Genomic DNA, 25,613 nt, shown 5'->3' on the forward strand with positions numbered 1-25,613 from the left:
CCGGTAGCGGCATTGACCCTGAACCGCCCCGCCGGGGGCGACGGATATAGCAAGTTCCACAAGAGACGTAGACGCCTGACTGTCAGGTGTTGCCCCTCGTGCCCCGCCGGGGGTTGTTCATCCCCTAGGTTGACTGCTGCGCGTACTCCTGAAGGAAATCTGTTACGTCGTCCAGGTTCAACCCGTACGAGAGTGGCCACGCGCCAGCCACGACACAGTTAGCGCCTTGGTCAACGACCATGTACCCGCCAGTCGTCACGGCCGCTATCCAGCCCCGAAAGCGGCACAACGGCCGGGATTTCGGCACATTTTTGCGCGGTCCTGCCGGTCGTTATCTCCGCGTCGACGGCACATGTCACCGGATCAGCGCGAGGTGCGAATAGCTTGCCTGACCTGGCGAAAAGGCCCCTTGGCCGGTCCGAAACCGGGTCGAAAACGGCCTCGTGGACGCCCGTGAGCGGCCCGGCGACACCGATCCTGACGGTTTACACTTGCAAATGGTTTTCATTTCGCACAGACGCCGAGTACCCGAATATCCGGGTGGTGTTGATCATGGGCAAGGGGACCTTAGGGGGTACATTCCTATTTTTCCGAGTTTCTGGCGCTCCGGTTGCCGACGTCGCGACGTCGAGCACGTCGAGCGGCCAGCCAGAGCGGTTCGGCAACGAGGCGTCGGGCCCGGTCGGAACCTGCCGGGCTGCGCGTAACACCTCGGATAGCAGCCGCGACTGTCGCATTAACCGAGGAGAAACAGATGCGACGGATTTTTATCGGTATCACCGTGGGCGTTGTCATCGCCGCGACCGGCGTCGGCGTCGGCATCTACCTGGGTCGCCGCAACCCCAGTCTCGCCCCAACGGCGGGGGCCGCGTCAGCGGCGGCCCCCGCGCCAACGGAAGCGCCCTCCGTGCCAGGGTTCACGATGAATGGCGTCTTCCTTGTTGCTGTCGAAAACAGCACTCTCGCTGACGGCGCACACTGCCGTGTCGACGGTCTCGACGCCGACATCAGCGACACCACTCCTGTTACGGTGTTTGACGATGCTGGTCACCGACTCACCGGTGGCTACCTTGAGCCAGGCGTGTTCGTCTCCAACCCGCTCGGCAAGGAATGCAAGTGGGGATTCTCCATCGTCGCCGTCCCGGATGGGCCAGCAAAGTATTCGGTGGAGGTCGGCACTCACGGCGGGCAACCCGTGTCGTCGGCGACTGCGCACACGTGGGTAGTTCTCAACGGTTAACGTACCCGCTGCAACAATCTCAGGGAACCGTGATTTCGAGCGCTATTCGATCAACCCGGACTGGTCGGCGAGCGCCTTCACCTTCTGCGGCGACATGCCCTTGACCTCCGGCGGCGTGCCGCCCCGGAAGATCATGTCCCGGGTCAACTTGTCCGCCGTGGTGCCGACTGTGGCCTTGTGCTCGCTGATCACGTCGAGCGCGTCTTGCTTGCCCTGATTGTCGCCGACGTACTGCGCGAGGACGCCGCGCCATCCGTCTTGCGCGGCACGCTGCGCGACGGCGGACGCTAGGTGCTGGTCGTTGCCGCGCTGTGCACGGTCGAGCAGTGCCGCCGCACTGTCCGGTGTGGCGAGCGCGGCGGCCCTGTCAGCGGCGTCGCGTTGGCTGACAGCGTCGGCACCGGACAGTGGACTGCGCGGCAGGCCGAACAGTGCGGTTTCGGCGGCGTTCCTATCGGCTGCTCGGCGGTCCTGTTCGGACTGTGCAAGGTCGGTGAGTTTTGCCTTGACACCCAGATGCGTGGCGGCGATATCGGCAGCCTTACCCAGGTCGGACAGGTCGGTGCGAGCACGCGTCGCGGCGCACTGCTGTTCGGCCGTGGTGCGGAGACGTGCGGCCGCGACGCGCTCGGGCGTGTTGGCCGCGCCTACGTTGGCGTTGTTGCTTGCGAATTCAGCCATGGTCTTCTCTCTCGTTCAGGCTGGGCGACGGGCGGCGTAGTTCCGAACGTCGGCCTCGTCGACTATCCACAGTGGACCCACGCGCCGGGCCGGGAGCGATCCATCGTGGATCATTCGCCGGACCGAGCGCGCCGAGCACCCGAGCCGGTCGGCGACGCGGTCTGTTGTCAGGCCCAAGTGTGCGGCCGTGGCCGTGATCGGCGCGCGTCCCTGGCCGCGCCCGGCCACGCGGCTGCGGTACTCCAGCGCCACGACCATCAGCGCGAGCAGCACGGTCAGTCACAGATGCACCAAGCCCGCGAGGCCTGTTGCTTAACGTGATTGGTGAACTGCGAACGGCGTTATCCGTGCGTTCACCGCAAGAAATTTCCCTTTCGGCTACTCGCGAAACGGGCCTCGAGATCCGCCCCACGAACCCCAACCCGCCCCGGTCCTTGCCGCAGTAAAAGGACCAGCCACCTCACGTAAGCGCTTCCCCGCCATCGACAGCCAGAGTTACACCGGTCAGGAACGAGTTGCTCATCGCGAACAGCACCGTCTCGGCGACGTTGGCGGCGGTGCCGATCCGCCGAGCAGGGTGGCGCTCGCTGTGGTCGGCGAAGAGGTCGACCTTGCCCTGTTCGCCAAGCGCGTCCCAGGCGCCGGTGTCGATCACGTCCGGGGAAATGGCGTTGACCCGCACGGGTGCGAGTTCGACGGCGAGCGACCGGGTCAGGGTGTCGGCGGCGCCGTTGGCGAGAGCCACGGCCATGCTGCCGACGGCGATCTTGAAGGCGGCGACGCCGGAGAACAGCGCGAGCGAGCCGCCGGCGTTGATCCGCTAGCCCAGGTGCTTGGCCGGCATCAGCGGCCGATGACCTTGGTGTCCAGCGACGCCCTGACCGTTAGGTCACCGCAGTACGCACCCCTGGTTCCTAACTTGTCAAACTGTGTTTTCCGGTTAGACTCAGACGTATGGTGCAGACGACGAACCCCGACGACGAGCGCGTGCTGCTAGACCTGCTCAACAGCACACCGGTCGCTGAAGGCGGGTTCACGGACCTGCTCGCCGACGGCGATGCCGCGAGCTGGACCCGCCCCCGCGGCGGCACCGGCTCACCGGCCGAGGCCGCGAATCTGCGCCGGGTCCGCGACCGCCTTCAAGCGGTCGTGCGCGGCACCGAGCCGGCCGCCGCGTTGACAGCGTCACTGCGTGGCGTCCGGCTGCTTCCCGACGTCACCGAAGCCGGGCTGAGTTGGCGCCTGGACGTCGAGGACGACCGCCATCTCGCCACCCGCGCGCTGCTGGCATGGGGCCGTGCCCAGGAACAGATGCCCGGACGGCTGCGCCCGTGCGCCAACGACGAGTGCCGCCTGTTCCTGCTCGATCACAGCCGCCCCAACACCGCGCGCTGGTGCTCGATGAAGGTCTGCGGCAACCGGCTGAAAGCCCGCCGGCACTACGAACGCAGCCAGGCGGCCGACTGAACTGCTGGGCCGTCAGGCTTTCTGCCGCACGCCCTTGACCAGCACGAGGACCAGCGACAGCGTGATGATCGCCTCCGCCCAGAAGAACGCGCAGTAGTCGATCAGCGAACCGATCGGCGGCAGCCCGGGGGCGGCGTTGCGGAACCCCACCAGTGCGAACAACGTCGCCGCCATCCACCCCAGCGCCGGCCACACCAGGCCCAGCCGGTGGCGCACGATGTACAGCGCGCCGGCGAGCACCGAGAGCCCCAGCAGCCACATGACGATGCCCTGGAACCACGCCAGAATGTAGGTACTGCGCGAACGTGTCACGTGCAGTTGTGATCCCACGAACCCCTCGCCTGTCTGCTGCGAGATCGGTTGGGTGACGAAACCCGGGTCGTGGTCGGTGACGAACAGCCGCACCGGCGCCGGCGCTCCGGCCGCGTCGACGCCGACGTAGAGGTCGGCGTTGTACCTGTCGAAGGGGAAGAACGACACCACGCCGTCCATCGGGATGCGAAGCTCCCTGGCGGTGATCCGTTCGTGGGCGCGGAAGGTCAGCGGAGCGCTGGTCAGCGACGACGTGTCGAGTACGAGCTCCTGAGCCGGTACCTCAGGTTGTCCCTGGTCGGCGAAGGAACCGTTGGGGACCACGAGTACCTGCAGCACCATCTCGCGGGTGGCCGCGTCGATCCGCTGCACTGTCACCTCGACCGACACCGCACCCGTGGCCGGGACGTCCGCACCGATCGTGTACTCGACGTTGCGACTGCTGAACTCGGCAAAGAACCCGAGCGCCCCGATCGTCACCGCTACTGCGACCCCGATCGGCACGGCGAAGTAGAGCCAAATGCGGCGCGGGGATCTCGGCGTGGACACCGCGCCAAAGATAGGCGCGACCACCCACCGCGGCCCGGAACGACACGGCTCTCCACCCGATCGTGCCGCCGCGACGGGCCCGAAAGGAGGAGGCGTTGTCATGACTTGAACCGGCGTCCCGCAGCGACCGGAACGCTGGGTAACCGGGCGACCCCCGGTCAGCGGTACCGGACGCTCCCGTCATACATGAATATTGTTCGCGTCCAGTCGCCGGACCGACCACGGGGAGTCGCGATGCGAAACGCCAGGACCAGCTGCCTCGCCGCCACACTGCTGCTGATGGCCACGCTGCCCGCCACCACAGCCACAGCCTCCGCCGCCGACCTCCGCGACGTATTGGTCGTCGGCAACAGCCAAGCCGGGACAGTCAGCTTCATCGACGAACACGGTTTCGCCGGTCTCGGCGCCTTCAACGTCGTACCCGACCTGCAGACCCGGCTCGCCGAGATGGACCCCATCCAGCGCGCCGGCTACGAGGTCGTCAAGGGGATCGAGGGCGGCGACCGGTTCGTCGACGACGCCACTCTCTCCCCCGATGGCCGAAAGCTCTATGTGTCACGCGGAAACCTGGACGACGTGTCGGCCTTCGACCTCGCCACCGGCGCGCAGCTCTGGCACACCCGGCTGGACGGCTTCCACGCCGACCACGCGGCGCTGTCCCCCGACGGCACGCGGTATGTCGTTTCGGCGACCACCGCCAACGAGGCGCAGGTGTTCGACACCGCGACCGGCCACGTCGTCGGATCGTTCACCACCGGCACCTACCCCCACCAGAACGACTACTCCGCCGACGGGAAGTACATCTACAACTCCAGTATCGGCACCGTCTCACTACCGCAGTGGATGGAATGGGCAAAGGGCACCTTCCAGCTGACCGAGGTCGACGCCACCACCCTCCAGGTGGTCCGCACCTGGCAGTTCCCGCACGGGATCCGGCCCAGCACGATCGCGCCCGACGGACACACCTTCTACGCCGATCTCTCCTACCTCAACGGGTTCGTGAAGTACGACCTCAACACCGACGCGATCGTCAACACCGTGCAGATGCCGTTCTCCACTCAGGGCGCGAGCCTCAAACCGGACGACTACCCGAAGAACTCCGCCCATCACGGCCTCGCCCTCTCCCGCGACGCCGGCAGGCTCTGCGATGTCGGGACGATCGACGACTACACCGCGATCGTGTCGACGAGCAGCCTGGCCACCCAGGGCACCGTCACCTACCCGGTAGGCAGCCTGCCCTACTGGGGCCAGACGAGCTCCAACGGCCAGTACTGCTACGTCTCCCTGAGCCAGCGCAACGAAGTCTCGGTCGTCGACTACGCCACGGCAAAGGAAGTCGCGCGCGTACCCGTCGGCGCGTTCCCGCAACGCGAACGCGTCGCCAAGCTGGACCCGTCCGTCGTCGGCTCCCTCCACTGACACTCAGGTCTTCCGAGCAGGTTCAGCCGGACCAACGACGAACCCGATCCGAAACGCACAGCGAAGGCACCGGGCGCGTGATTTACCGCGCACGGTTCCGCCTTTCACTGAAAAAGACAAACACGCCGGATAACGAATTCGAAGACGAGATTTATTCGCCATCGGCGGGCGCATCCGGCCGGGCGGTCACGTCGGCGTCCCAGCACGCATAACGCCTGCTCACGGCGTCGACGTCCGCCTGTCCGCCACAGCGCGAGGCACTCTCCTGAATCCTTCACGGCATGTACCCGCAGATTTCACTTTTCCCGCGGCGGCAACACCTTGACACGCCCAGCACGGCGGAGTTCGATAATTGGCGAAACGGAGAAGCGCTACGTCTTCTCGCCAAGTCCTGAGGGGGACTTATGCACTGGTGGCCGATAAGACCCCGAGCGGCGTCGTCCACCCTGAGCGTGCGCAGCCAACTCCCGGTCAGCCTCGAGGTCGCCCGCTCCCCCATCGCCGAACGCGGCTGGTTCATCACCATCGCGTATCGCGACGGCAGTGTGACCAGAGGCTGGATCGGCAAACACGGCCATCTCCACCTGGACCGGCGATCACCGAACTGACCACGTTACGTATACGACACCTGCTTGATGAGTGACGGATCCCGCTGGGTACCCATGACAGGGGAGGTTCGACCGCGGTTATCGGGGCCACCATGGTCGTATGAAAGAACTACCCGACAATACAGACGCCGTACGGCTGGGCTTGAACACCTTCGGTGACGTCCACGCCGACACCCACGGCAACCCGGTCAGCCACGCGGAGACCATCCGCGGCCTGGTGGAGCAGGCCGTCCTCGCCGACCGTGTCGGCCTGGACTACTTCGGCATCGGTGAACACCACACCGCGGATATGCCATTGTCCGCGCCGGATGTTGTCCTGGCTGCGATCGCCGCCAGGACAACCCGCATCCACCTGGGCTCCGCGGTCACCGTCCTCAGCTCCGACGACCCGGTCCGGGTGTTCCAGCGTTATTCGACCCTCGACGCGCTGTCCCGCGGCCGGGCCGAGGTGATCCTGGGCCGCGGTTCCAGCACCGAGTCGTTCCCGCTGTTCGGCTTCGACCTCGCCGACTACGAGGAGCTGTTCGACGAGAAGGTCGACCTGTTCGCCCGGCTGCTCGAGGAAAAGCCGGTCACCTGGTCGGGCCGGATGCGGCCGGACCTGGACGGCCAGGACGTCGTGCCACACACCGCGGGAGGGCTGCCCACGTGGATCGGCGTGGGTGGCAGCCCCGAGTCGGTCCTGCGGACGGCCAGGTACGGCATGTCCCTGATGCTCGCCATCATCGGCGGGCCGGCGCAGCGGTTCCGCCCGCTCGCCGAACTGTTCCGCCAGGCGCTGGATCGGTTGGAGATGCCACCGCGGCCGATCGGCGTGCATTCGCCGGGACACATTGCCGACACCGACGAGGCGGCGCGCGAGGAACTGTTCCCGCACTATCTCGAAGTGCTGACCCGGGTCGGGCGCATCCGCGGTTTCCCACCGCCGACGCGCGCCACCTTCGATCACGAGGTCGAACACGGCGCCTGGTATGTCGGCGCGCCGGAAACTGTCGCCCACAAGATCGTGGCGACCATACGGACGCTCGGCGCGACCCGCTTCGACCTCAAGTACGGGCTCGGGCAGCTGACCCAGGAGTCCCTGCTGCGCAACATCGAGCTCTACGGGACCCGGGTCGCGCCCCTGGTCCGGGAACTGCTCGCGGCGGAGAAGCCCTAACGGTCGATGCTTACTCCGTTACCGACATTGCACCACAATTCGTCACCTGTCAGGCTGGTTGCAAGGAACACGCCTTCCCGTGCGAAAACTCCGCTCTCGACTACGTGGGAACGTTGCGTGCCCGGCGCAACCTCGCGCCCACGGAGATGCTCGACGCGCCATCGAGTCTCGACGCGTGGTTCCGCGTATCCGGAGTCGTCAAGGGCAGTACGAACAGCCAACTGTCCGATCTCCCGAAGGCGATCGAGCTGCGGGAAGCGATCTACTCGCTCGTCGCCGCGCGGCTGACGAAGGACGACTACGACGAAAGCGCGTTCGCAGTCCTGAACCGCGCGGCGCGCGCGGCCCCGGTCGTCCCGCAGCTCACCCCCGCGGGACTTCGCCTCGACGGCACCTCGGAGCAGGCGCTGTCGTCGGTCGCCAGGGCCGCCATCGACATCCTCAGCGGGCCAGACAAGGAACTGCTCAAGGAGTGCGGACGCCCGGAATGCACCCAGGTCTACCTCGACCGCTCCCACGGGTTCCGCCGGGAATGGTGTGCCATGAAGACCTGCGACAACAAGATGAAGGCAGCCGCCTACCGAGCCTGCCAACGGGGAAACCCGCCACTCTCCACCTCCAGGGCGTGAAGGCGAGGGCCCCTCACGCTCAGGAGCTCAGCAGAGTTCCTTGGTGGCGGTTTCCTGCAGGGCCGCCAGCATTTCGGGGTCCGACCTCAGGTGGCCAGAGTTGACCCAGCGCAGGCTGAGCCGTTCGCCATAGCTCTGCCGCAGGTCGAACGCGCTGATCGCGGGCGTGCACATGTCGAACCGGCCCTGGACGACGTGGCACGGGATTTCGGCGATCTTGCCGAGGTTGTCGAGAATGTAGTTCGGTGGGACGAAACACCCCTGGGAAAAATAGTGGGTCTCCAGTAACGCGACGGACAGCGTCGCCGGGTCTTCGCGAATTCCGGCTTCCAGTGTCGACGGGTCGTAGTCGATCGAGAGGAGCGTCGACTCCCAGAGTGTCCATTCCAGCGCATACGCGGTGGCTTCCGACTTGTCCGCGGAACGCATCCTGTCCGCGTAGAACGCCATGATGGACGTTCCGTCGACTCGCTGCGCTTCGGGCACGAAAGAAATGAACCGCTCCCATTCGGCCGGGAAATGGTAACGCGGATAGCCTTCGTTGACCCAGTCGTTCTCGAACTGCCGGATGAGGTACACGCTCCAGATCAGCAGGCTCCTGACCCGCTCGGGATGGCGGATCGCATAGATCAGCGCCAAAGCGGACCCCCACGAGCCGCCGGCCACATGGGCGGACTCGAACCCGACCAGGGTGCGCAGGGTCTCGATGTCCTCGACGAGCTTGCCGGTCGTGTTGGCTTCGGTGGTGGCGAAAGGCGTGCTTTTCCCGCTACCGCGCTGGTCGAAGAACAGGACGCGGTGGACGCCGGGATCGAACACGGCCTTGTGGCCGTCATGGAAGCTCGCACCCGGGCCGCCGTGCAGGAAGATCACCGGCACACCCGCCGGGTTGCCCCAATCCTCCCAGTACAGGCGGTGGCCATCGCCGACGTCCAGGTGACCGCTGGCGTTCACAAAATCCGTCATGACCGCACAGTAGCGCCGAACAGCCGGTCACGCGCTCGGGCCGCGTGAGCGACAAGGATCCCCGGCCCGAACGCGTCCGGGTCAGTTGGCGGCGATGAACTGCCGCGCGGCCTGCTCGCCGACCGAAACCGCGGAATCGTGGTTCTCGATCGGGTTCGCCTTGGCGTTGGAGAACACGATGTAGGTGACCCCGCTGTCGACGCCCCCGGACCGCGGATCCGGGTCGATACCAAGGCTCTGCGCGGTGGCGTACGAAGCCTCACCGGCCTTGTTCGGCGAATCGGTGTCACCGAATACCGCGTAAGTGACCTTGCCCTGATAGATCACCGCCACCACCGAACCGCCGTCGATACCCTGCTGGTGCCAATCCCAATTGCCGCTGTCCCGGGGAAGGACGATATAGGGCAGCTTCGCGGCGTTCAGCGCTTTCCCGTCGGACTGGTGGAACGTCGTATCGTCCTGATAGCAGCAATCAGTGTCCTTATTGCACTGATCGGTGGTCTGGCCGTCGCAGTCGACGTCCATATCGGCGTTGAAGTACACCGCGCCTTTGAGGCCGCACACGTCGACGTTGCGGGCGGTGTCCTCGTCGGTCTGCAGCGGCTTCTTGGTGAGCTTCGTGGCGCAACCCTTGGCCTTGGCCAAGAGTTGGCCGGCCGTCGGCGCCGTCACCGGGGCCGTCACCGCCGAGTTCGCCGCCACGGCGGAGTCGGCCATCGCCGCCGGAGTCGGCCCCGACAACACGAGCAGCGAGCCGAGAACGCTGGCCACCAGCCCACTGATCGCGAGCCATGTCTTTCGCTTCCCCACAGATCTCTCCATTCTTCAGCCGGACACCGGTCACGGACAGTTAGCGAGCCGGTGCGCCCTGACGTTAGGCCGGTCCGTGGGGACCGGTCCCCGTCGTCACTGGTGGCTGACGGTGAGTCCGTAGATCAGCACTTCGCCGTAGTTGCTCGCAGCGCACGGCGAGGATTTGTCGCAGTTCGCCTGGGTGTAGGCGCCGGCCTTGAAGTAGTCCCCAGAGGACTTCGTGGAGATGGACGCGACCTGGGTTCCGTTGTAGTACGCCTTGATCTGGCCCCCACCGGCAACGAACTTTGCCTGGAATCGCGTGCCCAGCTGGTACTTGTCGGTGACGAGGGCGTAGTGGGTGTCATTGCCTTTGGTGACGTAGAGCTTGCTGCCCTCGAGCCGGAAGACCGTGACGTCGTCGTTCGCGTCGTGGATCTGCCCGGCGACCACCTGGGGCTTCACCTCGGGGAGGTGTGTGACCGCCTCGTCGACCGTCATGGTGCTGGTGCCCGAGGTGGTCGACCAGCTCGCCTCGTCGGAACCGCCGCCGGTCATCTCGCGCAGCTCCGACCGCGGGTACCCGCTGCCACTGGTGGTGACCCCGTTGACCGCCGCCCGGAACTGAACGGCGTCGCAGGCAGCGTCGGTGGTGAACCACGGGTCCGCCGAGTAGCTCGCCAGTTTCGGCTGTTCGATCTCGGTGGGATTGCCCTTCGACCCGGTCGGGAGGGTTTCCTTCCAGTTCGACAGCGCCAGGACGTCCGCCGGATGACCGCAGGTCGGGGCGGCGGTGGCGGACGCCGGAGCGGCGAGCGCGCAGGCACTGGCGAGAAGGATCGGGACCAGGAGTCCGTGCATGGGGTTCATAACAGGAAGGTAACCGGAATTCCAGGGAGTGGTCCCCACCCCCTCCTCCTCATGGGTGATCCGGCGTGAACCTTTTCTCGAGACCGGACCAGCAATCGGCATAGTTCTGCTGCAATTCACCCAGGTGCGCCGCATATTCCGTGACGCGCTGGGGATAGCGCGTCTCGAACATGAACGCCATCGTGCCCTCGAGTTTCGTCGGCTTCAGCTCGACCGTGCTCGCCTGGGCGAACGCCTCGGTGTCGGGGCCGTGCGGGGTCATCGAATTGTGCAGACTGAACCCACCGGGGACAAAACCCTGCGGCTTCGCGTCGTACACACCGTAAATCAAACCCATGAACTCCGACATGATGTTCAGGTGGTACCACGGCGGACGGAACGTGTTCTCGGCGACGGCCCAGCGGTCGGGGAACAGCACGAAGTCCACGTTCGCCGTGCCCGGGGTTTCCGACGGCGAGGTCAACGCCGTATAGATCGACGGGTCGGCGTGGTCGAACAGCAGCGGCCCCACCGGGGAAAACCGGCGCAGGTCGTACTTGTAGGGCGCGTAGTTCCCATGCCACGCGACGACGTCCAGCGGTGAATGCCGCAGCTCCGTCCGCCACAGCTCGCCACCCCATTTGACGTACAAAGTGGACTCGACGTCGTCGCGGTCCTCGTACGCGGCCACCGGGGTCAGGAAGTCACGCGGGTTGGCCAGGCAGTTCGCGCCGATCGGACCGCGCTCGGGCAGCGTGAACGAACCGCCGTAGTTCTCGCAGACGTACCCCCGCGCCGGCCCGTCGAGCAGCTCCACCCGCATCTTCACCCCGCGCGGGATCACCACGATTTCGCCGGGCTCGGCGTCGATGATCCCGAACTCCGTCCAGAACCGCACGTTCCCCTGCTGCGGCACGAACAACATCTCGCCGTCGGCGTTGTAGAGGTACTCGTCCTCCATCGACTTCGTGATCAGGTAAAGGTGCGACGCCATCCCGTTCTGGGTGGCCACATCACCGGCCGTGGTGATCGTGTGCAGGCCGCCGATCAGCGACTGCGGGGTCTCCGGGAGCGGCACCGGGCTCCACCGCATCGGCCCGATCGGCGCGTGGAACGCGGTGTCCGGCGCGCTCCGCCACAGCCCCGAATCGACCTTGGTGAACCGTCCGGTGTGCAGCACGGACGGCCGGATCCGGTACAGCCACGACCGTTCGTTGCTCGCCCGCGGCGCCGTGAACGGCGACCCGCTGAGCTGCTCGGCATACAGGCCGTACGCGACTTTCTGCGGTGAGTTCCGCCCGATCGGCAGCGCCCCGGACAGGGCCTCCGTCTCGAAGCCGTTGCCGAAACCGGACTGATACTCGGGCATTTCCCCTCCGGGTGCTATAATCGCACTACCAGTGCAGTTAGTGCACCTCACTGTAGGAACGTCGAGCCGAGAAGTCCAGGGATGGGGGCAAATGATGACCGAAAGCACCTCCGCGGCCGGAGCGAAGACGCTGGACAACGGGATTCGCGTGCTGAAGGCCGTCGCCGCCCACCCGCGCGGCCTGGGGGTCACCGAGATCGCCCGGGAGGTCGGCGTGCATCGCACGGTCGCCTACCGCCTGCTCGGCACGCTCGCCCGGCATGCGCTGGTGGCCCAGGACCAGGACGGGCGCTATCGGCTCGGGCTCGGGGTCGTCGAGCTGTCGATGTCACTGCGCTCGGACCTCCGCTCGGTGGCGCAGCCCCACCTCCGCGACCTCGCCGAAGCGACCGGCGCCACAGCCCACCTGACGATCCCCGACGGTGACGACGTCGTCAGCATCGCCGTCACCGAGCCGGCCAACGCCGGGGTGCACGTCGCCTACCAGGTTGGTTTCCGGCACCCGTCGGCCGTCGGCGCCGCGGGGCTGGCCATCTTGCTCGGCCGCCCGGAGCAGCCGGAGGAACGCCCCGAAGTGACCGTCGGCCGCGGCCGCGGTTTCGCCGCCAGCGCGGGAGAACTCCAAAGCGGCGCTTGGGGCCTGGCCGCGCCCGTGACCGGGGGCGACGGCGTCGCGGTGGCGTCGGTCGGCGTCGTCGCGCTCGGGCCCCTCGACGAAACGGCCACCGCTCCCCTGGTCCTCCGCGCGGCAGCGGCCATCCGGGCCGGGTTTCCCGGCTGAACTGAGCCTAAAACGGGCATCGGGGTATCCAGGTGCCAATTGACCCGTAACGGCAACCTGCGGTTCGCCGACCGCCACGATCGCTCGACATTTACGCTCCAGCAGAGACATCGCGTAGGGCATGACGTTGCCGACTGTGGCCGGGCCTGCCGAGGCGAGGTAGGACACCTTCACCTCCGTCGCCGCCGATGCCTCCTGCATCCCGGCCCACACCGGTGGCACCCCAACGGCCGCGAGCCCTTCCGGGCCGGTCAGCAAACAGACATCGAAATCGACGAACACTTTCGCGCGACTCGGCGGCAAGTCGTTTTTCGCCGCCGAAGACGGCCACCACACTAAAACCGCGACAATGGCGAGTACGACCACCGCGGACACGCCGCACAGCCACCACCGAAACCGCCGGATCCAGTTCCGCAAATCCATTCCGTGCGCGCCCCAGTGTCGCCGTTTCGAACCGCCGCGACCTTGGCCTGCCGATGGCGCCACCCCGAACCCGACGGCCGCTGCTCCCACTCCGTAACGATCTACCGGGTAGGGGCGACCTACCGTTCACACGGAAGGCAGGCCGCGATGGAAGCCCCTGGTACCCCGCTCATCGCCCCGACGGGTTCAACCACCACCGAGCGTTTCGCCGGCTGGTGGTACCTCCCCGTCACCATCCTCACGGCCGGAACAATGGCGTGGATCCCCTTCCTCCACGCGGCCATTCGAATGTCCCGGCGCGCCATCCTCTGGTGGGCGGCCCTCTACCTCGCGCTCACCGTGACCATCTTCGTGCTGCTCCCCACCGCCGGTACGGAGCCGAACACGGACAGCGCCACAGGCGCGCTCGGAGGACTGCTGATCATCGCGATGATCATCGGCGGATCGATACAGCAGTGGCACCTGCGGCGGTCGCTGGTCGCCTCGACCGGTGTCACGCGCGTGACGAAGGCACCCTTGGTCCAAGATCCTTCTGTCGCACAGGTTCTAGCCGCTCGCGCCCGCCGCCAGGGGGCCCGCGACCTCGCGGGCAAAGACCCGCTGATGGCCCACGAACTGCACATCGGCCGCCCGGATCTGGGGGGCACGTTCGACGACGGCGGCCTGGTCGACCTCAACTCCGCCCCGGCTTCCGCGATAGCCCGGATCTGCGACCTCGATGAGCCTTCCGTCGCGATGATCATCGAGGCACGAACGCAGTACGGGAACTCGTTCATCACGGTGGACGACGTCCTCACGGCCACCGAACTGCCGATCACCACCTGGGACCAGATCAGGGACCACGGAATCGTCATCCCGCGCTGACCGGCCGTGAAGGCCACCTTCACGGCCGGTTGAACCGTGAAGGTGGCTTTCACGGAACGTCAGCAGTGCGGCGCGATCGCCTTGAGCAGTTCTGCGTTCGCGGTATCGCCGGAGAGCTCCCACGCGAACACTCCGCCGAGGCCCCGCGACTTCGCGTAGCCGGCCTTCGACGCTGCCGTGGCCGGAGTGTCGTAGCTCCACCACTGCGAACCGCACTTCGCGTATGCCGTGCCGGCGATCAAGCCGTTCGACGGACACGTGGTCTTAAGGACCTTGTAGTCCTCAACTCCGGCTTCGTAGGTACCCGGAGCCGGCCCGGTCGCGCTGCCACCGGGTTGCTTCTGGGTGACACCGTCCCAACCGCGGCCGTAGAAACCCAGCCCCAGCAACATCTTCGACGACGGGACGCCGGACGCTCGCAGCCGCTGGATCGCGGCGTCGGCGTAGAAGCCCGCCGTCGGGATACCGGCGTACGAACGCACCGGCGAATGCGGGGCGGTCGGCCCGGCCGGGCTGGCGCCGGCGACGAAGTAGTCATAGGTCATGACGTTGTACCAGTCGAGGTACTTGCTCGCCGACGCGTAGTCGGTCGCGGCGATCTTGCCGCCCGGGGTGCCGTCCGCGGTGATCGCGGCGGTGATGAGCTTCTTGCCGCCGAACTTCGCGCGCAGTGCCGACACCACACTCGTGAAGGCCTTGGGTCCGCTCGTGTCGCAGACCAGACCGCAGGCGTTGGGGTACTCCCAGTCGATGTCGATGCCGTCGAACAGCCCGGCCCATCGTGGGTTGTTCACCAGGTTGTAGCAGGAATCCGCAAACGCGGCCGGGTTCTTGGCCGCCTCGGTGAAACCGGCCGACCAGGTCCAGCCGCCGAACGACCAAATGACCTTCAGCCCGGGGTGCAGCTTCTTCAGTTCCAGCAACTGGTTGAAACTGCCGTGCAACGCACCCGGAGCGGTGCTGTCCGCCACGCCGCTGACACTACCCGCGGCGTCGTAGGGCTGGTCGCTGTCGGCCCACGGGTCACCCGCGGTGCACTGCCCGCCGGCCACGTTGCCGAAGGCGAAGTTGATGTGGGTCAGCTTGTCCGCCGACCCCGAGGTCTCGATGTCCTTGACGTGGTAATTGCGCGCGTAGACGTCCCAGTCGGCGAAGTAGGCCATCACCTTGGACTGGGCTTTGGCCTGGGGCTGGGACGGGGCGGCGACCGCCGGCTGGGCGGCGAACGACGCGACGGACAAGGCCATCGCGGCGATCACCACAGGCAAGCGCTTTCTCAGACGAAGCACGACTTTCCCTTCGGTACCAACGAGAAGAGAGAACCGACGGATGCTAACAGGTCCAGACCAATATAGACAGCGTCGACTTGCCGCCAGGGCAGACCTCGATGGCCGTTCGGGCACATCTCGTTGTCCGGCTGAGAATGCGGTGAAGGCCACCCCTCTTTGCAAGCAGGGATGGCCTTCACCAACAGCACTGAGATTACCCGGCGACGACGTCGATCTTTCCGACGTTCCAGCCAGACACACTGACCACCGGCGTCGCGCCGTTCAAGTCCGCGGACGAGTAGCTGACGGTCAAGGTCTGCGACTCGCCGGGCCACAACGTGATGTCGTTGTCGTCCCAGAGCGTCGAAGTGACCTGGTTGTCACCCGCCTGTTCAGCGCCGCTCGCGGTCCCCCTCCGGACGTCGGCCCGAAGGAAGAACCCGACGGTCGGGGTGGTGGAGGTGTTGGTGATCGTCACCTTCGCCACCCGGTCCGCGCCGGCCGGCCCCGCCTGCGACGTAGTCGTCGCGGTGGCCGAGACCTTGGCCGGTGCGAGCGACTTCAGCCCGGACAGGTCGGCGTACTGGGTCATGGTCGCCCCCGAGCCGCCCAGCGTCGAGGACCAGTTCACCGCGTCCTGTTTGGTGGGCTGCCAGTAGACGTTGCGGTCCACGACTGTGCCGTTCTGCTTGACCTGCAGCTCCACGAAATACACGTTGCCCGGGGTGCTGGTCGGTACCTTCGGGGTCAGTACCGAGTTGCGGACCTGCTGCTTGGCCAGGCTGAGGCCGCTCGCGGTCTGGTCGTCGAGCACTTTGCCCGCGGTGTCGTAGACCTTCGCTTCGACGGACACTCCGGACTGGGTTGTGCCGCCCAGGTTGTCCAGCGTCACCGTGTTGTTGTCAGTGGCGTACAGCGCGTGCAGCGTGTCGTTGGCCTTCTTCGCGCCGAAGAAGCTACCCGCCTGGTCGCCGTCGTAGTTGTACAGATCCCACAGCAGGGTAGGCCAGCCCTTGTTGGCCTGCCAGTAGATCGTGCCGGTCGCGGGAGCCGACTTGTTCGTCGAGTGGTCCACAAAGGCCTCGAACTGGGCCCGGGTGTTCTCGTAGTTCTGCACCTGGGCTTCCTGGACGTAGCTCGGCAGGTCCGTCCACGTGCCGTAGCGGTTCGTCAGCGCCGTGTCGAAATTGTACAGCGTGCCGAACTTGTAGTCGCCGTGCCCGGTTTCGTAGTTCGCGTGGTACTGGTTGTAGTCCGGAGTCTTCCACAGGTTGGTCCGGTCCGAAGTGGACAGGAACCGGTTGATCGAGTCCAGTGTCGGCACGGTGTCACCGGCACTCTCCTCGCTGTCGAGGCCCCACGAGCCACCCGCGTTCGTCCGGCTGTCATCACCGCTGTCGAAGTGCGAGGTGTCGTACCAGTAGTTCGGCGGGACCCAGTCGTACGGGCCTTCCTTCTCTCCGGCCGCCCCCAGCTGCGGGCTGCTCTTGTACTCCGCCGAAGACACCAGCGGCACCTGGAAGTCCGCCGCCTTGAACCCGTTGAGCTGAGCCGTCTCCTGCGCGGCGCCGGGCGCGTTGTCACTCCAACTCAAGGTGAACACACTGGGGTGGTTGCGTTCGTTCTGCCCGGTGATCTGGGCGGACAGCTGCATCAAGCCCAGTGTTGTGGAATTCGGCGTCCCCGACGGTTCCCAGGCGGAGCAGCACTGGAAGCCGGAGTCGATCAGCATGCCGGCCGCATCCATCTGCTGAAAGAAGTCGTCCGGGAAAAAGTGGCCTTCCAGCCGGATGACGTTCAGTCCCATGTTCTTCAGCAGCGCGATCTGGCGGGCGACGTCCGCGGGGTCGTAGCGCAGAAACAGGTCAGGGGCATATCCGCCGCCCCGGACCACGAACGGCACACCGTTGACCGAGTACTGCCGGACACCGTCCGGCGCGATCGTGGACTTCCCGATGAGACTGGAAGTCACCGTGCGGATGCCGAACGTCTCATGCGTGCTGTTGCCACCGGAGACGGTGGTGTCCAAAGTGTACAGCGGCTGCGCGCCCATCTGGTACGGCCACCAGATCTGCGGCTTCGTGATGCTCAGGCCGCCGAACGCGCTCGGCGCGAACGTCACGGTTTTCGTGGTGTGGCCGGCCACCGTCACGCTCTGCTGCACCGTGATCGGCGCGCCACCCGAAGGCGGGGTCACCGTCGCGGACACCGTGCTCGTCTGACTGCTCGCGCCCGGGTTGGTGACGTCGGCCTTGACCGTCAGGTCCGACTTGCTCAGATCGGCCGCGGTGCTCTGGTTGACGTGCGCGTTGTCCACCGAGAGCGCGTTGGACACGAGCAGCTGGACGGGGAACTGGATCCCCGTGTTGTTGTCCGGTGGCAACTGGTTCCAGTCCATATCGGACACCGTCAGCATCTTCGACGGGTCGTTCGGGTAGACCTCCAGCGCGAGCGAGTTCGTCCCGGACACCAGCAGCTTGCTGACGTCGAAGGTGAACTTGGTGTACGCCCCGGTGACCGTGGAACTGGTGGCCACCTCGTGGCCGTCGACCCAGACGTCCGCCTTGCCGACTACACCGTTGACCACCACCGACGCCGTCTGTCCTGAGGTCAGGGCGGCGCTGAAGTCCGTGCGATACCACCAGGGCGCGGTGAACTGCGCCGCGGTGACCGGGCCGGTCTGGTTCTGCGTCCCGAAGCACGTCTTCATGCTGTCTGCGAAGAAGACGTTGGGGCACTTGTTGTTCTGCAGCAGGGCGGTGATCTCAGTACCTGGGCCGCCCCCGGCGTCCGGCTTGACCGGCAGCCAGGACGCGGTGGTGAAGCCCGGCTTGGAAATGGCCGCGCCGCCCTGGGTGGCTGTCGAGCTGGTCAGAACCGACCAGCCGGCGGTGCCGAGCGTGGTCAGACCGGCGGTGCTCGCGGCTGGGGCCGCCGCACCTGCATCGGGGGCCGTCACCGCGATACCGGACATCAGCGCGAAACCCAGGCCCGCGACGACGAATCTGTTGAGTTTTCTCATGCCGTCACCGGGTTCCAGTAGTCGCCGGCCATAACGATGTAGACGAGCATCTTGATCGACTCTCCGTAGTAGCCGTCGCCGAACGGGTTCTTGCTCAGCTCGGTCCAGATCGCGTCGGTCCACGCCTGGTCACCCGCGGCCATCGCGGCAGGACCGACCGGGTCGCCGGCCTCCTCGGCCTGGGTGTCGGTGTTGCCGTCACCGTCGGTGGAGCGTCCGGTGCAGTTGAGGTTCATATGCGGCCAGACGTTCGCCGGGACGCCCTTGGAGAACGTCTTGAGGCAGGTGGATTCTTTGGTCGCGATGCCGAGCGAGGTTGCGGCGGTGGTGCTGCCATACAGCAGTGCGTCAGTCCCCATGTGCCACGGCACCCGGATGGAGTTGTACCCGACGATGTTGTCCGGCTGGTTCTCCATGTAGTTCGCGGGCGAGGGCTTCGGGCTGGTCGTGTTGGCGTTGACCACGAAGTCCGGGAGCAGGCCGGCGCTCGCCGAGTAGCTCTTGGTCAATGAGGTGAACAGGGCCTCCTGCTTGGCGATGACCTTGTTCCAGTCGTGCGCGGTGTCGTACGCCGCAAAGGCGCGGAGGTGGTCGAGCATGTTGTCCGACGGACGGGTGTCGGCGGTGTCTCCGCTGTCGTCCTCACACTTGAGGTGGCCGTCGGAGGCGACGTCGTGGGCGTAGAACGACGCCAGCCACGCCTTTGCGTCGGCCGTGTAACCACCCCACTGCTTGTCCGCCAAGATCAGGCCGTACCCGATGTCGAGGTCGCCGTCCGTGGCACTGTCCGGGGTCCCCGAGTAGTACTTGCAGGTCTTGCCATCGAGTTGCCATGCCATCAGCCCCGCACTGTCCTTGTGGTCCTTGACCAGCTGCCACAGGCCGTTGAATTCGGTCTGCGCGTTCGCGTCGTAGCCGGCCATCAGCGGCACGATGTTCATGCCGTAGCCCTGCCCCTCCGACACCGGGCCGTTGTTCTTCGCGTCCCCGTCACCCTTGGTGGAGACGTAGTACTCGTTGGACGCGCAGCCGTGGACGAGGTAGTTGGCCTTCCACGAGTCGTATTGCTTCTCCACCGCGGAGTCGCGGGTGGCCGCCGGGTCCGACGGCAGCACACCGACCTTGTAGGTCGTGTGCGCGGGGAACGGATGGGCCGTGGTCGCGGCCTGGGCAGCGGTGCCCAGCGACAGCGTGAGGAGGGATGCCGCCGTGGCCGTGGCCACGAACTGCAGTCTTCTGCGTGTGCGCATTCGTGCTCCTGAGGACGGGAGCAGTGAGCTGCGGCGTCGGCTTCAACTGCTCGAGGAGAGGGGGTACCACGTAGTTAGGAAAGTTTCCTTCCTAACTGGCGTTCAGGGTGGCGCCCAGCCAGTCCCGCTGTCAAGGGAAACCCGTGCACCGACTTGGCGCGGCAAGTCGGTCGGTTGACAATTCACCGACAAGCAAGGGCCATCCGGGTGATGGCGACAGAATGCCATTCAGCCATAACGCCGAAAACGGCATCAATGGTCATTTCGGGCGCGACGTCAGGCGGGCAGACCCAGCACTGCGGGCAGCGCGAGTACGGAATCGATGCAGTTCTCCCCCGGCACTCCGTCGACCGGCGAGGACGAAATCAAATAGGACCGCATTCCCAGCGCTCGCGGAGCTAGATAGTCCGCCGTGATCGTGTCGCCGACGAACACAACGTCGTCCACAGTCGCACCTGCCTTGCGGAGCGCTTCCTCGTAGATCGCTGGGTGCGGTTTGCGATAGCCGACGTCCACGGAAGTGACGAGGTTCGAGACCGACGCGGTCGCACCGATCCGCTCGAGCTGGCGGCGCACCATGGCAGCACTGTGGGTATTCGACACGACCGTCAGCACGCAGTGCCCGCTCAGCGTTTCCAGCGCAGCTGCCATCCCGGGGATGACGACGACGCCCTGCTCCCAGTCGGCCAGGTACGCCCCGGCGCACGCGTCGACCGCGTCGACGTCCGGCGGGTAACCGAAAACCTCCGTCAAGACGCGGGTGGCGACGACGTCCATCGAATACTCGAGCATGGATTGCGCTGTCGCGGAGTCGAGTTCATTGAACGCAGTCGTCCAGAGTGCCGAAGCAGCGGATTCGGGACCGCCGTAGCCGAGGCCTTCCATCGCACGCTGCGTGCGGCTGAAGCGTGACGGCGCTCGCGACGGCGAGTAGCCGACAAGCGTGCCGAAGAAGTCGAGGAAGACATGGCGGACGGTCATCCCGTCACCGTGCCACAGCGGCGGCAGCGAGGATGCGGCTGGTTTCGGCCGCGCCGGCCGCGATGTCGTCAACGTCGGGAGCGCGTCGGTTCAGGAACCCGCTGAGGTGGAGGACCGCGTAACCGTGGGCCGCGGCAACGTGCTTCTCCAGCAAGGACAGCGCGGCTTCGGCGTCGCCGGCGAGGTCCAGGGCGATGGGCAGCAAGACGTCCATCACCGCACGACCCGCGGCGCCCAGGCCCGGATCGTCGAGATGTCGCAGCTGGTCGTCGAAGATGAGATCGAACCCCGCGTGATGGCGGGCGACGAACCGCACGTAGACGGCGGCGGTGACGGCGAGCGCCTCACCCGGGTCCCCGGTCGGTTCTTCCGCGAGCGCGTCGCGCAACTCGACGGCGAGAAGTTCGGCCGCGCGGGTGGCGGTCGCCATCAGCAACGCCTCACGGGTGGGGAAATGACGGTAGGGCGCCGCCGGGCTGACCCCGGTGCGCCGGGCGGCCTCGGCGACCGACAGCGCGCCGATCCCGCGTTCGGCGATCAGCGCGAGGGCGGCCTCGACGAGCGCCGAACGCAGGCCGCCGTGGTGGTAGCTGTCGCGCTGAGCCACGGAACCCCTCTCCGGAACGGTCTGGTCCCGGCCAGTGTAAGACACCTCTTACACTCGTGTAATGTAAGAGGTATCTTACATCCGGACCGGAGGAAGAACCGATGTCTGAAATCACCGGCAAGGTCGTCGCGATCACGGGCGCGAGTAGCGGAATCGGCGAGGCGACCGCGCTTCTGCTCGCCGAGCGCGGCGCGAAGGTCGTATTGGGCGCGCGGCGCTCGGATCAGTTGGAAGCCTTAACGGCACGGATCGCGGACGCGGGCGGCGAAGCATCCTTTGTACGCACCGACGTCACCCGACGCGAAGACGTCGCCAAGCTTGTCGGCGTCGCCGGCGAGCGCTACGGACGACTCGACGTCCTCGTCAACAACGCCGGCGTGATGCCGATTTCCCCGCTCGACGACCTGCGCGTCGAAGACTGGGAAGACATGATCGACGTCAACATCAAAGGCGTGCTGTACGGGATCGCGGCCGCGCTTCCGGTCTTCCGTGAGCAGGGTTTCGGGCACTTCGTCAACACGGCTTCGACCGCGGGACACCGTATCGTGCCGAACCAGTCGGTCTATGCCGCCACGAAGTTCGCCGTGCGCACCATTTCCGAGGGCCTGCGCCAGGAAGCCGGCGACAAACTGCGCGTGACGATCATTTCGCCGGGGTACACCCGGACGGGTTTCGAGGACGGGGTAACAAATCCGGCGATGAAAGCCCAGCTCGCGAAGGCCCGCGACACGTTCGCGATGCCGGCGTCCGCGGTCGCCCGGACCATCGCGTTCGCGATCGAGCAGCCCGCCGACATCGACGTCAGCGAGATCATCATCCGCCCCACCGCCCAGGCCTGACACGCCCCTCGCAACTCGACCGCGAGTTGCGATGGTTGCGGACGCTAAGCACCGCAACTCGACGGCGAGTTGCGATGGCTGGTATCAGGTCTGGGGGCCTGGGGCGCCGGTGCGGAGGCCGTCCATGACGAGGTCGAGCAAGCGGCCGGCGCGGGCCTCCCAGTCGTCGGTCGCGTCGATACGCCACAGGAAGCCCACGACGAGCAGGACGTCGTCGGGGTCGAAGCCCGGCCTGATGGCCCCGGCTTCCTCACAAGCGCGCAGCAGCAGGGTGATCGCGCCGGTGACCGGCCCGTAGGTCTCACCGGCGAGACCGTCGCTGGTGGCGGCGTGCAGCACGTCCGCCAGGCCGTGCTTGATCCGCCCGTAGTGCGCGAGCTGGCCGAACCACAGCCGCAGCGCGTCGAGCGGCGGATGTTCCTTGATCAGCACGGGCGCGGAGTCCGCGAGCCGCTGGACGTCGTGGCGATACACCGCCAGCACGAGCGCCTCACGGTTCGGGAAGTGCCGGTACAGAGTCCCCGGGCCGACGCCGGCCTTCTTCGCGATCGAGTTCAGCGAAGCGTCACTCGAAGCGGCGAGCGCGTCGTGCGCGACCTCGAGAATGCGGTCGCGGTTCTGTTGCGCGTCCGCTCGCAGGGCTTCGTGCTGCCGCTGGGTCATGGTTCCTCCGCCGTGTTGCCAACCGGAGAACTCTCCGATACTGTCGAAGTCAAGCGGAGAGTTCTCCGCTCCAGTAAACCACAGCGCGGGCCAGGCCAGCCCGCCAACCGGTACACCTGACCAGGAGAGCATGATGCGCTACCTCAAACTCGGCAACACCGGCCTCGACGTCTCGCCCATCGCGTTGGGCTGCATGACCTACGGCGCGCCGGACCGCGGTCACCCCGCCTGGTCGCTCGACGAGGAGAACAGCCGCCCGCTGATCAAGCAGGCAGTCGAAGCGGGCATCAACTTCTTCGACACGGCCAACATGTACTCCCAGGGTTCCAGCGAGGAGATCACCGGCCGCGCGCTGAAGGACTTCGCCGACCGCGACGACATCGTCATCGCCACGAAGCTCCGCCACGCGATGCGCCCAGGCCCCAACGGTTCCGGCCTGTCGCGCAAGGCGATCTTCACCGAGATCGACCACAGCCTGCGCCGGCTCGGCACGGACTACGTCGACCTGTACCAGATCCACCGGATGGACACCGTGACCCCGATCGAGGAGACCCTGGAGGCCTTGCACGACATCGTGAAGGCCGGCAAGGTCCGCTACCTCGGCGCGTCGTCCATGCACGCGTGGGAGTTCAGCAAGGCGCTGCACCTGCAGCGGCAGCACGGCTGGGCCCGGTTCGTCTCGATGCAGGATCACTACAACCTGCTCGCCCGTGAAGAGGAACGGGAAATGCTGCCGCTGTGCGCGGACGAAGGCGTCGGCACGATCCCGTGGAGCCCGCTGGCCCGCGGCCGCCTCGCCCGTGAGCCCGAAGCGCCGACGAACCGGGCAGGCAACGACCCGTTCGCCGACCTGCTCTACCCCCAGGAAACGAGCGACCGCGCCATCATCGAAGCGGTGGCGTCGATCGCCAAGGCCCGCGGCGTCAGCCGGGCGCAGGTCGCGCTGGCGTGGCTACGGCACAACCCCGTCGTCGTCGCCCCGCTCGTCGGCGCGAGCAAACCGTCCCATTTGGACGACGCGGTGGCCTCGCTCGACCTCGACCTGACCGACGACGAGGTCGCCGCCCTCGAGACCCCGTACACCCCGCGCCACGATCTCCAGGGCGTCTCCGATTCCGCCGAGATGGCCCGCCTTTCGGCCCGGCTCAACATCGAACCTCCGACATCCTGACCGGCCGCACCGGGACGTCAGCCGGTGACGGACGTCCCGGTGCGGGCGGCCCGCGCGGTGCCCCAGTCGTAGAGCGCCTGCAGCACCGGGGCCAGGCTCCGGCCTTCCTCGGTAAGCCGGTATTCGACGTGCGGGGGCACGGTTTCGTGGTCCTCGCGGTCGACGAGCCCGGCAGCTTCGAGCTCACGCAGACGCTGGGTCAACATCTTTTCGCTGACCCCCGGCATCCGGCGGCGCAACTCGCCGTAGCGGTGCACTCCGTCCTTGAGGTGGGCGAGGATCACCGGCCGCCATTTGCCGCCGATGATGTCGACGGCGAGTTCCACCGGGCAGTGGTATCGCTGGGGCATCGCGGTCTCCTCCCGCCCACGTACCGAATGGTGCGTACTTGATCCGTCCAGCCCAGGGCGCTGAACTGTACCCATGGTCATCGAGTACATCAGGTATCGCCTGCCATCGGAACGGCTGGACGAGTTCGAACCGGCGTACCAGCGCGCCGCCGCCGCACTCCGCGCCGCGCCCCAATGCGTGGACTACGAACTGGGCCGCTGCGTTGAAGAACCCGAGCGGTTCATCCTGCGCATCACCTGGACCTCGGTCGACGAGCATCTGCACGGGTTTCGCGGCGGCCCGGTGTTCGGCGAGTTCTTCGCCGCGATCAAACCGTACGTCGAGGACATCGAGGAGATGCAGCACTACGCCGTCACCGCGGTGGCAGGGTCCGGAGGCAGTGCGCCGCCGACCTTGTACGAGTGGGCGGGTGGCACGGAAGCGTTCTTGGGGCTCTGCGACGCGTTCTACCGGCTGGTCCGCGCCGACGACCTGCTCGCGCCGATGTTCGAACACATGGATCCCGACCACGCCAAGTTTGTCGGCCTGTGGCTCGCCGAGGTCTTCGGCGGTCCCGCGGTCTACACCGACGAGCACGGCGGATACCACCACATGGTCGGACAACACCGGGGGAAGGCGATCACCGAACCGCAACGGAGGCGGTGGGTCGAGCTGATGATGGACGCCGCCGACGAGGTCGGGCTCCCGGGGGACCCTGAGTTCCGGGCGGCCTTCGCGAGCTACCTCGAATGGGGCACGCGCCTCGCGGTGCACAACTCCCAGCCCGGCGCGGACCCCGTCCAGCAGGCCCCGGTGCCGCGGTGGGGCTGGGGTGTCGCTCCGCCGTACCAAGGCTGACGCGCCTGGCCGGTCTTCACGGCACGACGACGACCGGCCAGGTCGCGGCGCGGACCAGCTTGTTCGCGACCGAGCCCACCAGGCGATGCCCGGCCTGCTCCGACGCGCCGACGACGACCATGTCGGCATGCGCTTCCGTGGCGGCGTCCCGCAGCTCGGCAAACGCTTCACCGCGGCGGACGACGAAGCTGATCGGCACGCCGACCTGGGCGGCGCGGGCCAGCAGGTCGACGCGGAGCTGCTCGATCACTTCCTCGAAGGTCTGCTGCTGCAGGTCCGCGACGCCGGCGACGGACATTGCGGCCCACGCCGACGGCACCACCACGTGGACCAACACCAACCGCGACCGCTGCCGGCGGGCGAGCCCCGCCGCGTAGGCAGCGGCGCGCAGCGCTGTCTGCGAGAGGTCGACGCCGGCCATGATCACCCTCGGCCCGTCGGTCCCCCGCTCGTACGGGCCGGGTTCCCACTCGGGGCCGTAATGCTCCACCAGATGCACAGGGCTCATCACGCCAT

At 66.7% G+C, this 25,613-nt stretch carries 27 protein-coding genes; 11 read left to right on the top strand and 16 right to left on the bottom strand.

The annotated features are described in order from the left end of the window. Positions 1-781 precede the first annotated feature (781 nt). Positions 782-1,240 (top strand): hypothetical protein, encoded by a 459-nt coding sequence (locus JWQ81_RS16350; protein WP_297542308.1) that lies wholly within the window; start codon positions 782-784, stop codon positions 1,238-1,240. 42 nt (positions 1,241-1,282) lie between these two features. Here the strand turns inward: JWQ81_RS16350 and JWQ81_RS16355 are convergent, their stop codons facing one another. The 3 genes from JWQ81_RS16355 to JWQ81_RS16360 form a co-directional block, all read right to left on the bottom strand. Continuing rightward, positions 1,283-1,921 carry a hypothetical protein gene (locus JWQ81_RS16355; RefSeq protein ID WP_297542309.1) on the bottom strand — a complete coding sequence of 213 codons (639 nt, stop codon included), beginning with the start codon at positions 1,919-1,921 and terminating at the stop codon, positions 1,283-1,285. A gap of 15 nt (positions 1,922-1,936) precedes the next feature. Then, positions 1,937-2,179 (bottom strand): helix-turn-helix domain-containing protein, encoded by a 243-nt coding sequence (locus tag JWQ81_RS44955; protein ID WP_366942298.1) that lies wholly within the window; start codon positions 2,177-2,179, stop codon positions 1,937-1,939. A gap of 202 nt (positions 2,180-2,381) precedes the next feature. Then, complete coding sequence (locus tag JWQ81_RS16360) at positions 2,382-2,738, bottom strand: SDR family oxidoreductase (protein ID WP_297542402.1); 357 nt, start codon at positions 2,736-2,738, stop codon at positions 2,382-2,384. 137 nt (positions 2,739-2,875) lie between these two features. On the opposite strand from JWQ81_RS16360, the gene JWQ81_RS16365 reads away from it, so the two are divergent. Next, complete coding sequence (locus JWQ81_RS16365; RefSeq protein WP_297542311.1) at positions 2,876-3,388, top strand: CGNR zinc finger domain-containing protein; 513 nt, start codon at positions 2,876-2,878, stop codon at positions 3,386-3,388. Between the two features lie 12 nt (positions 3,389-3,400). Here JWQ81_RS16365 and JWQ81_RS16370 read toward each other — a convergent pair whose 3' ends face one another. After that, positions 3,401-4,249 (bottom strand): DUF4436 family protein, encoded by an 849-nt coding sequence (locus JWQ81_RS16370; protein ID WP_297542313.1) that lies wholly within the window; start codon positions 4,247-4,249, stop codon positions 3,401-3,403. Between the two features lie 234 nt (positions 4,250-4,483). On the opposite strand from JWQ81_RS16370, the gene JWQ81_RS16375 reads away from it, so the two are divergent. From JWQ81_RS16375 to JWQ81_RS16390, 4 genes are all read left to right on the top strand, one after another. Beyond that, on the top strand, positions 4,484-5,668 hold the full coding sequence (locus tag JWQ81_RS16375; RefSeq protein WP_297542315.1) for a YncE family protein: 1,185 nt from the start codon (positions 4,484-4,486) through the stop codon (positions 5,666-5,668). Positions 5,669-6,120: 452 nt separating this feature from the next. Continuing rightward, positions 6,121-6,276: a hypothetical protein gene (locus JWQ81_RS16380; RefSeq protein WP_297542317.1), complete on the top strand. Its 156-nt coding sequence runs from the start codon at positions 6,121-6,123 to the stop codon at positions 6,274-6,276. A 100-nt stretch (positions 6,277-6,376) separates the two neighbouring features. Next, a complete protein-coding gene (locus JWQ81_RS16385) occupies positions 6,377-7,435 on the top strand; it encodes an LLM class flavin-dependent oxidoreductase (protein WP_297542319.1) in 1,059 nt (352 codons plus the stop codon). Between the two features lie 26 nt (positions 7,436-7,461). After that, entirely contained in the window at positions 7,462-8,064 is a 603-nt protein-coding gene (locus tag JWQ81_RS16390; protein WP_297542404.1) for a CGNR zinc finger domain-containing protein, read from the top strand. Between the two features lie 27 nt (positions 8,065-8,091). On the opposite strand, the gene pip is transcribed toward JWQ81_RS16390, so the two are convergent. The 4 genes from pip to hmgA all read right to left on the bottom strand — a co-directional run bounded on the left by pip (position 8,092) and on the right by hmgA (position 12,040). Then, positions 8,092-9,030: a prolyl aminopeptidase gene (gene pip / locus JWQ81_RS16395; protein WP_297542321.1), complete on the bottom strand. Its 939-nt coding sequence runs from the start codon at positions 9,028-9,030 to the stop codon at positions 8,092-8,094. 81 nt (positions 9,031-9,111) lie between these two features. Beyond that, complete coding sequence (locus JWQ81_RS16400) at positions 9,112-9,840, bottom strand: glycoside hydrolase family 75 protein (protein WP_297542322.1); 729 nt, start codon at positions 9,838-9,840, stop codon at positions 9,112-9,114. A gap of 96 nt (positions 9,841-9,936) precedes the next feature. Next, the gene (locus JWQ81_RS16405) at positions 9,937-10,692 is read right to left on the bottom strand and encodes a polysaccharide lyase family 7 protein (RefSeq protein WP_297542324.1); all 756 of its coding nucleotides are present in this window, start codon (positions 10,690-10,692) and stop codon (positions 9,937-9,939) included. Positions 10,693-10,741: 49 nt separating this feature from the next. Continuing rightward, positions 10,742-12,040, bottom strand: a complete 1,299-nt coding sequence (hmgA, locus tag JWQ81_RS16410) for a homogentisate 1,2-dioxygenase (RefSeq protein WP_297542326.1) — start codon at positions 12,038-12,040, stop codon at positions 10,742-10,744. A gap of 91 nt (positions 12,041-12,131) precedes the next feature. Here hmgA and JWQ81_RS16415 point away from each other — a divergent pair, with 91 nt between their 5' ends. After that, positions 12,132-12,821, top strand: coding sequence for an IclR family transcriptional regulator (locus JWQ81_RS16415; RefSeq protein WP_297542328.1), 690 nt, complete (start codon positions 12,132-12,134; stop codon positions 12,819-12,821). Positions 12,822-13,391: 570 nt separating this feature from the next. Beyond that, a complete protein-coding gene (locus tag JWQ81_RS16420) occupies positions 13,392-14,108 on the top strand; it encodes a hypothetical protein (RefSeq protein WP_297542330.1) in 717 nt (238 codons plus the stop codon). Positions 14,109-14,167: 59 nt separating this feature from the next. Here JWQ81_RS16420 and JWQ81_RS16425 read toward each other — a convergent pair whose 3' ends face one another. The 5 genes from JWQ81_RS16425 to JWQ81_RS16445 all read right to left on the bottom strand — a co-directional run bounded on the left by JWQ81_RS16425 (position 14,168) and on the right by JWQ81_RS16445 (position 21,236). Beyond that, positions 14,168-15,397 carry a glycoside hydrolase family 18 protein gene (locus JWQ81_RS16425; protein WP_297542332.1) on the bottom strand — a complete coding sequence of 410 codons (1,230 nt, stop codon included), beginning with the start codon at positions 15,395-15,397 and terminating at the stop codon, positions 14,168-14,170. A gap of 193 nt (positions 15,398-15,590) precedes the next feature. Further along, positions 15,591-18,398: a beta-mannosidase gene (locus JWQ81_RS16430; RefSeq protein ID WP_297542334.1), complete on the bottom strand. Its 2,808-nt coding sequence runs from the start codon at positions 18,396-18,398 to the stop codon at positions 15,591-15,593. After that, on the bottom strand, positions 18,395-19,648 hold the full coding sequence (locus JWQ81_RS16435; protein WP_297542336.1) for a glycosyl hydrolase family 8: 1,254 nt from the start codon (positions 19,646-19,648) through the stop codon (positions 18,395-18,397). Before JWQ81_RS16435 ends, JWQ81_RS16430 begins: the two co-directional genes overlap by 4 nt. Positions 19,649-19,924: 276 nt before the next feature. Continuing rightward, positions 19,925-20,629 carry an HAD family hydrolase gene (locus JWQ81_RS16440; RefSeq protein WP_297542338.1) on the bottom strand — a complete coding sequence of 235 codons (705 nt, stop codon included), beginning with the start codon at positions 20,627-20,629 and terminating at the stop codon, positions 19,925-19,927. Between the two features lie 4 nt (positions 20,630-20,633). Further along, on the bottom strand, positions 20,634-21,236 hold the full coding sequence (locus tag JWQ81_RS16445; protein WP_297542340.1) for a TetR/AcrR family transcriptional regulator: 603 nt from the start codon (positions 21,234-21,236) through the stop codon (positions 20,634-20,636). Positions 21,237-21,337: 101 nt separating this feature from the next. On the opposite strand from JWQ81_RS16445, the gene JWQ81_RS16450 reads away from it, so the two are divergent. Then, a complete protein-coding gene (locus JWQ81_RS16450) occupies positions 21,338-22,075 on the top strand; it encodes an SDR family oxidoreductase (RefSeq protein WP_297542343.1) in 738 nt (245 codons plus the stop codon). An 84-nt stretch (positions 22,076-22,159) separates the two neighbouring features. On the opposite strand, the gene JWQ81_RS16455 is transcribed toward JWQ81_RS16450, so the two are convergent. Continuing rightward, entirely contained in the window at positions 22,160-22,738 is a 579-nt protein-coding gene (locus JWQ81_RS16455; RefSeq protein WP_297542345.1) for a TetR/AcrR family transcriptional regulator, read from the bottom strand. Positions 22,739-22,871: 133 nt separating this feature from the next. Here JWQ81_RS16455 and JWQ81_RS16460 point away from each other — a divergent pair, with 133 nt between their 5' ends. Next, positions 22,872-23,909: an aldo/keto reductase gene (locus tag JWQ81_RS16460; protein ID WP_297542347.1), complete on the top strand. Its 1,038-nt coding sequence runs from the start codon at positions 22,872-22,874 to the stop codon at positions 23,907-23,909. A 17-nt stretch (positions 23,910-23,926) separates the two neighbouring features. Here JWQ81_RS16460 and JWQ81_RS16465 read toward each other — a convergent pair whose 3' ends face one another. Continuing rightward, a complete protein-coding gene (locus JWQ81_RS16465) occupies positions 23,927-24,259 on the bottom strand; it encodes a helix-turn-helix domain-containing protein (RefSeq protein ID WP_297542348.1) in 333 nt (110 codons plus the stop codon). 73 nt (positions 24,260-24,332) lie between these two features. Between JWQ81_RS16465 and JWQ81_RS16470 the strand changes: the two genes are divergently transcribed. Beyond that, positions 24,333-25,097, top strand: a complete 765-nt coding sequence (locus tag JWQ81_RS16470; protein ID WP_297542349.1) for an antibiotic biosynthesis monooxygenase — start codon at positions 24,333-24,335, stop codon at positions 25,095-25,097. 16 nt (positions 25,098-25,113) lie between these two features. Here JWQ81_RS16470 and JWQ81_RS16475 read toward each other — a convergent pair whose 3' ends face one another. Next, complete coding sequence (locus JWQ81_RS16475) at positions 25,114-25,605, bottom strand: universal stress protein (RefSeq protein WP_297542352.1); 492 nt, start codon at positions 25,603-25,605, stop codon at positions 25,114-25,116. Positions 25,606-25,613 lie beyond the last annotated feature (8 nt).

Source organism: Amycolatopsis sp. (assembly GCF_025464955.1).
GTDB lineage: Bacteria > Actinomycetota > Actinomycetes > Mycobacteriales > Pseudonocardiaceae > Amycolatopsis.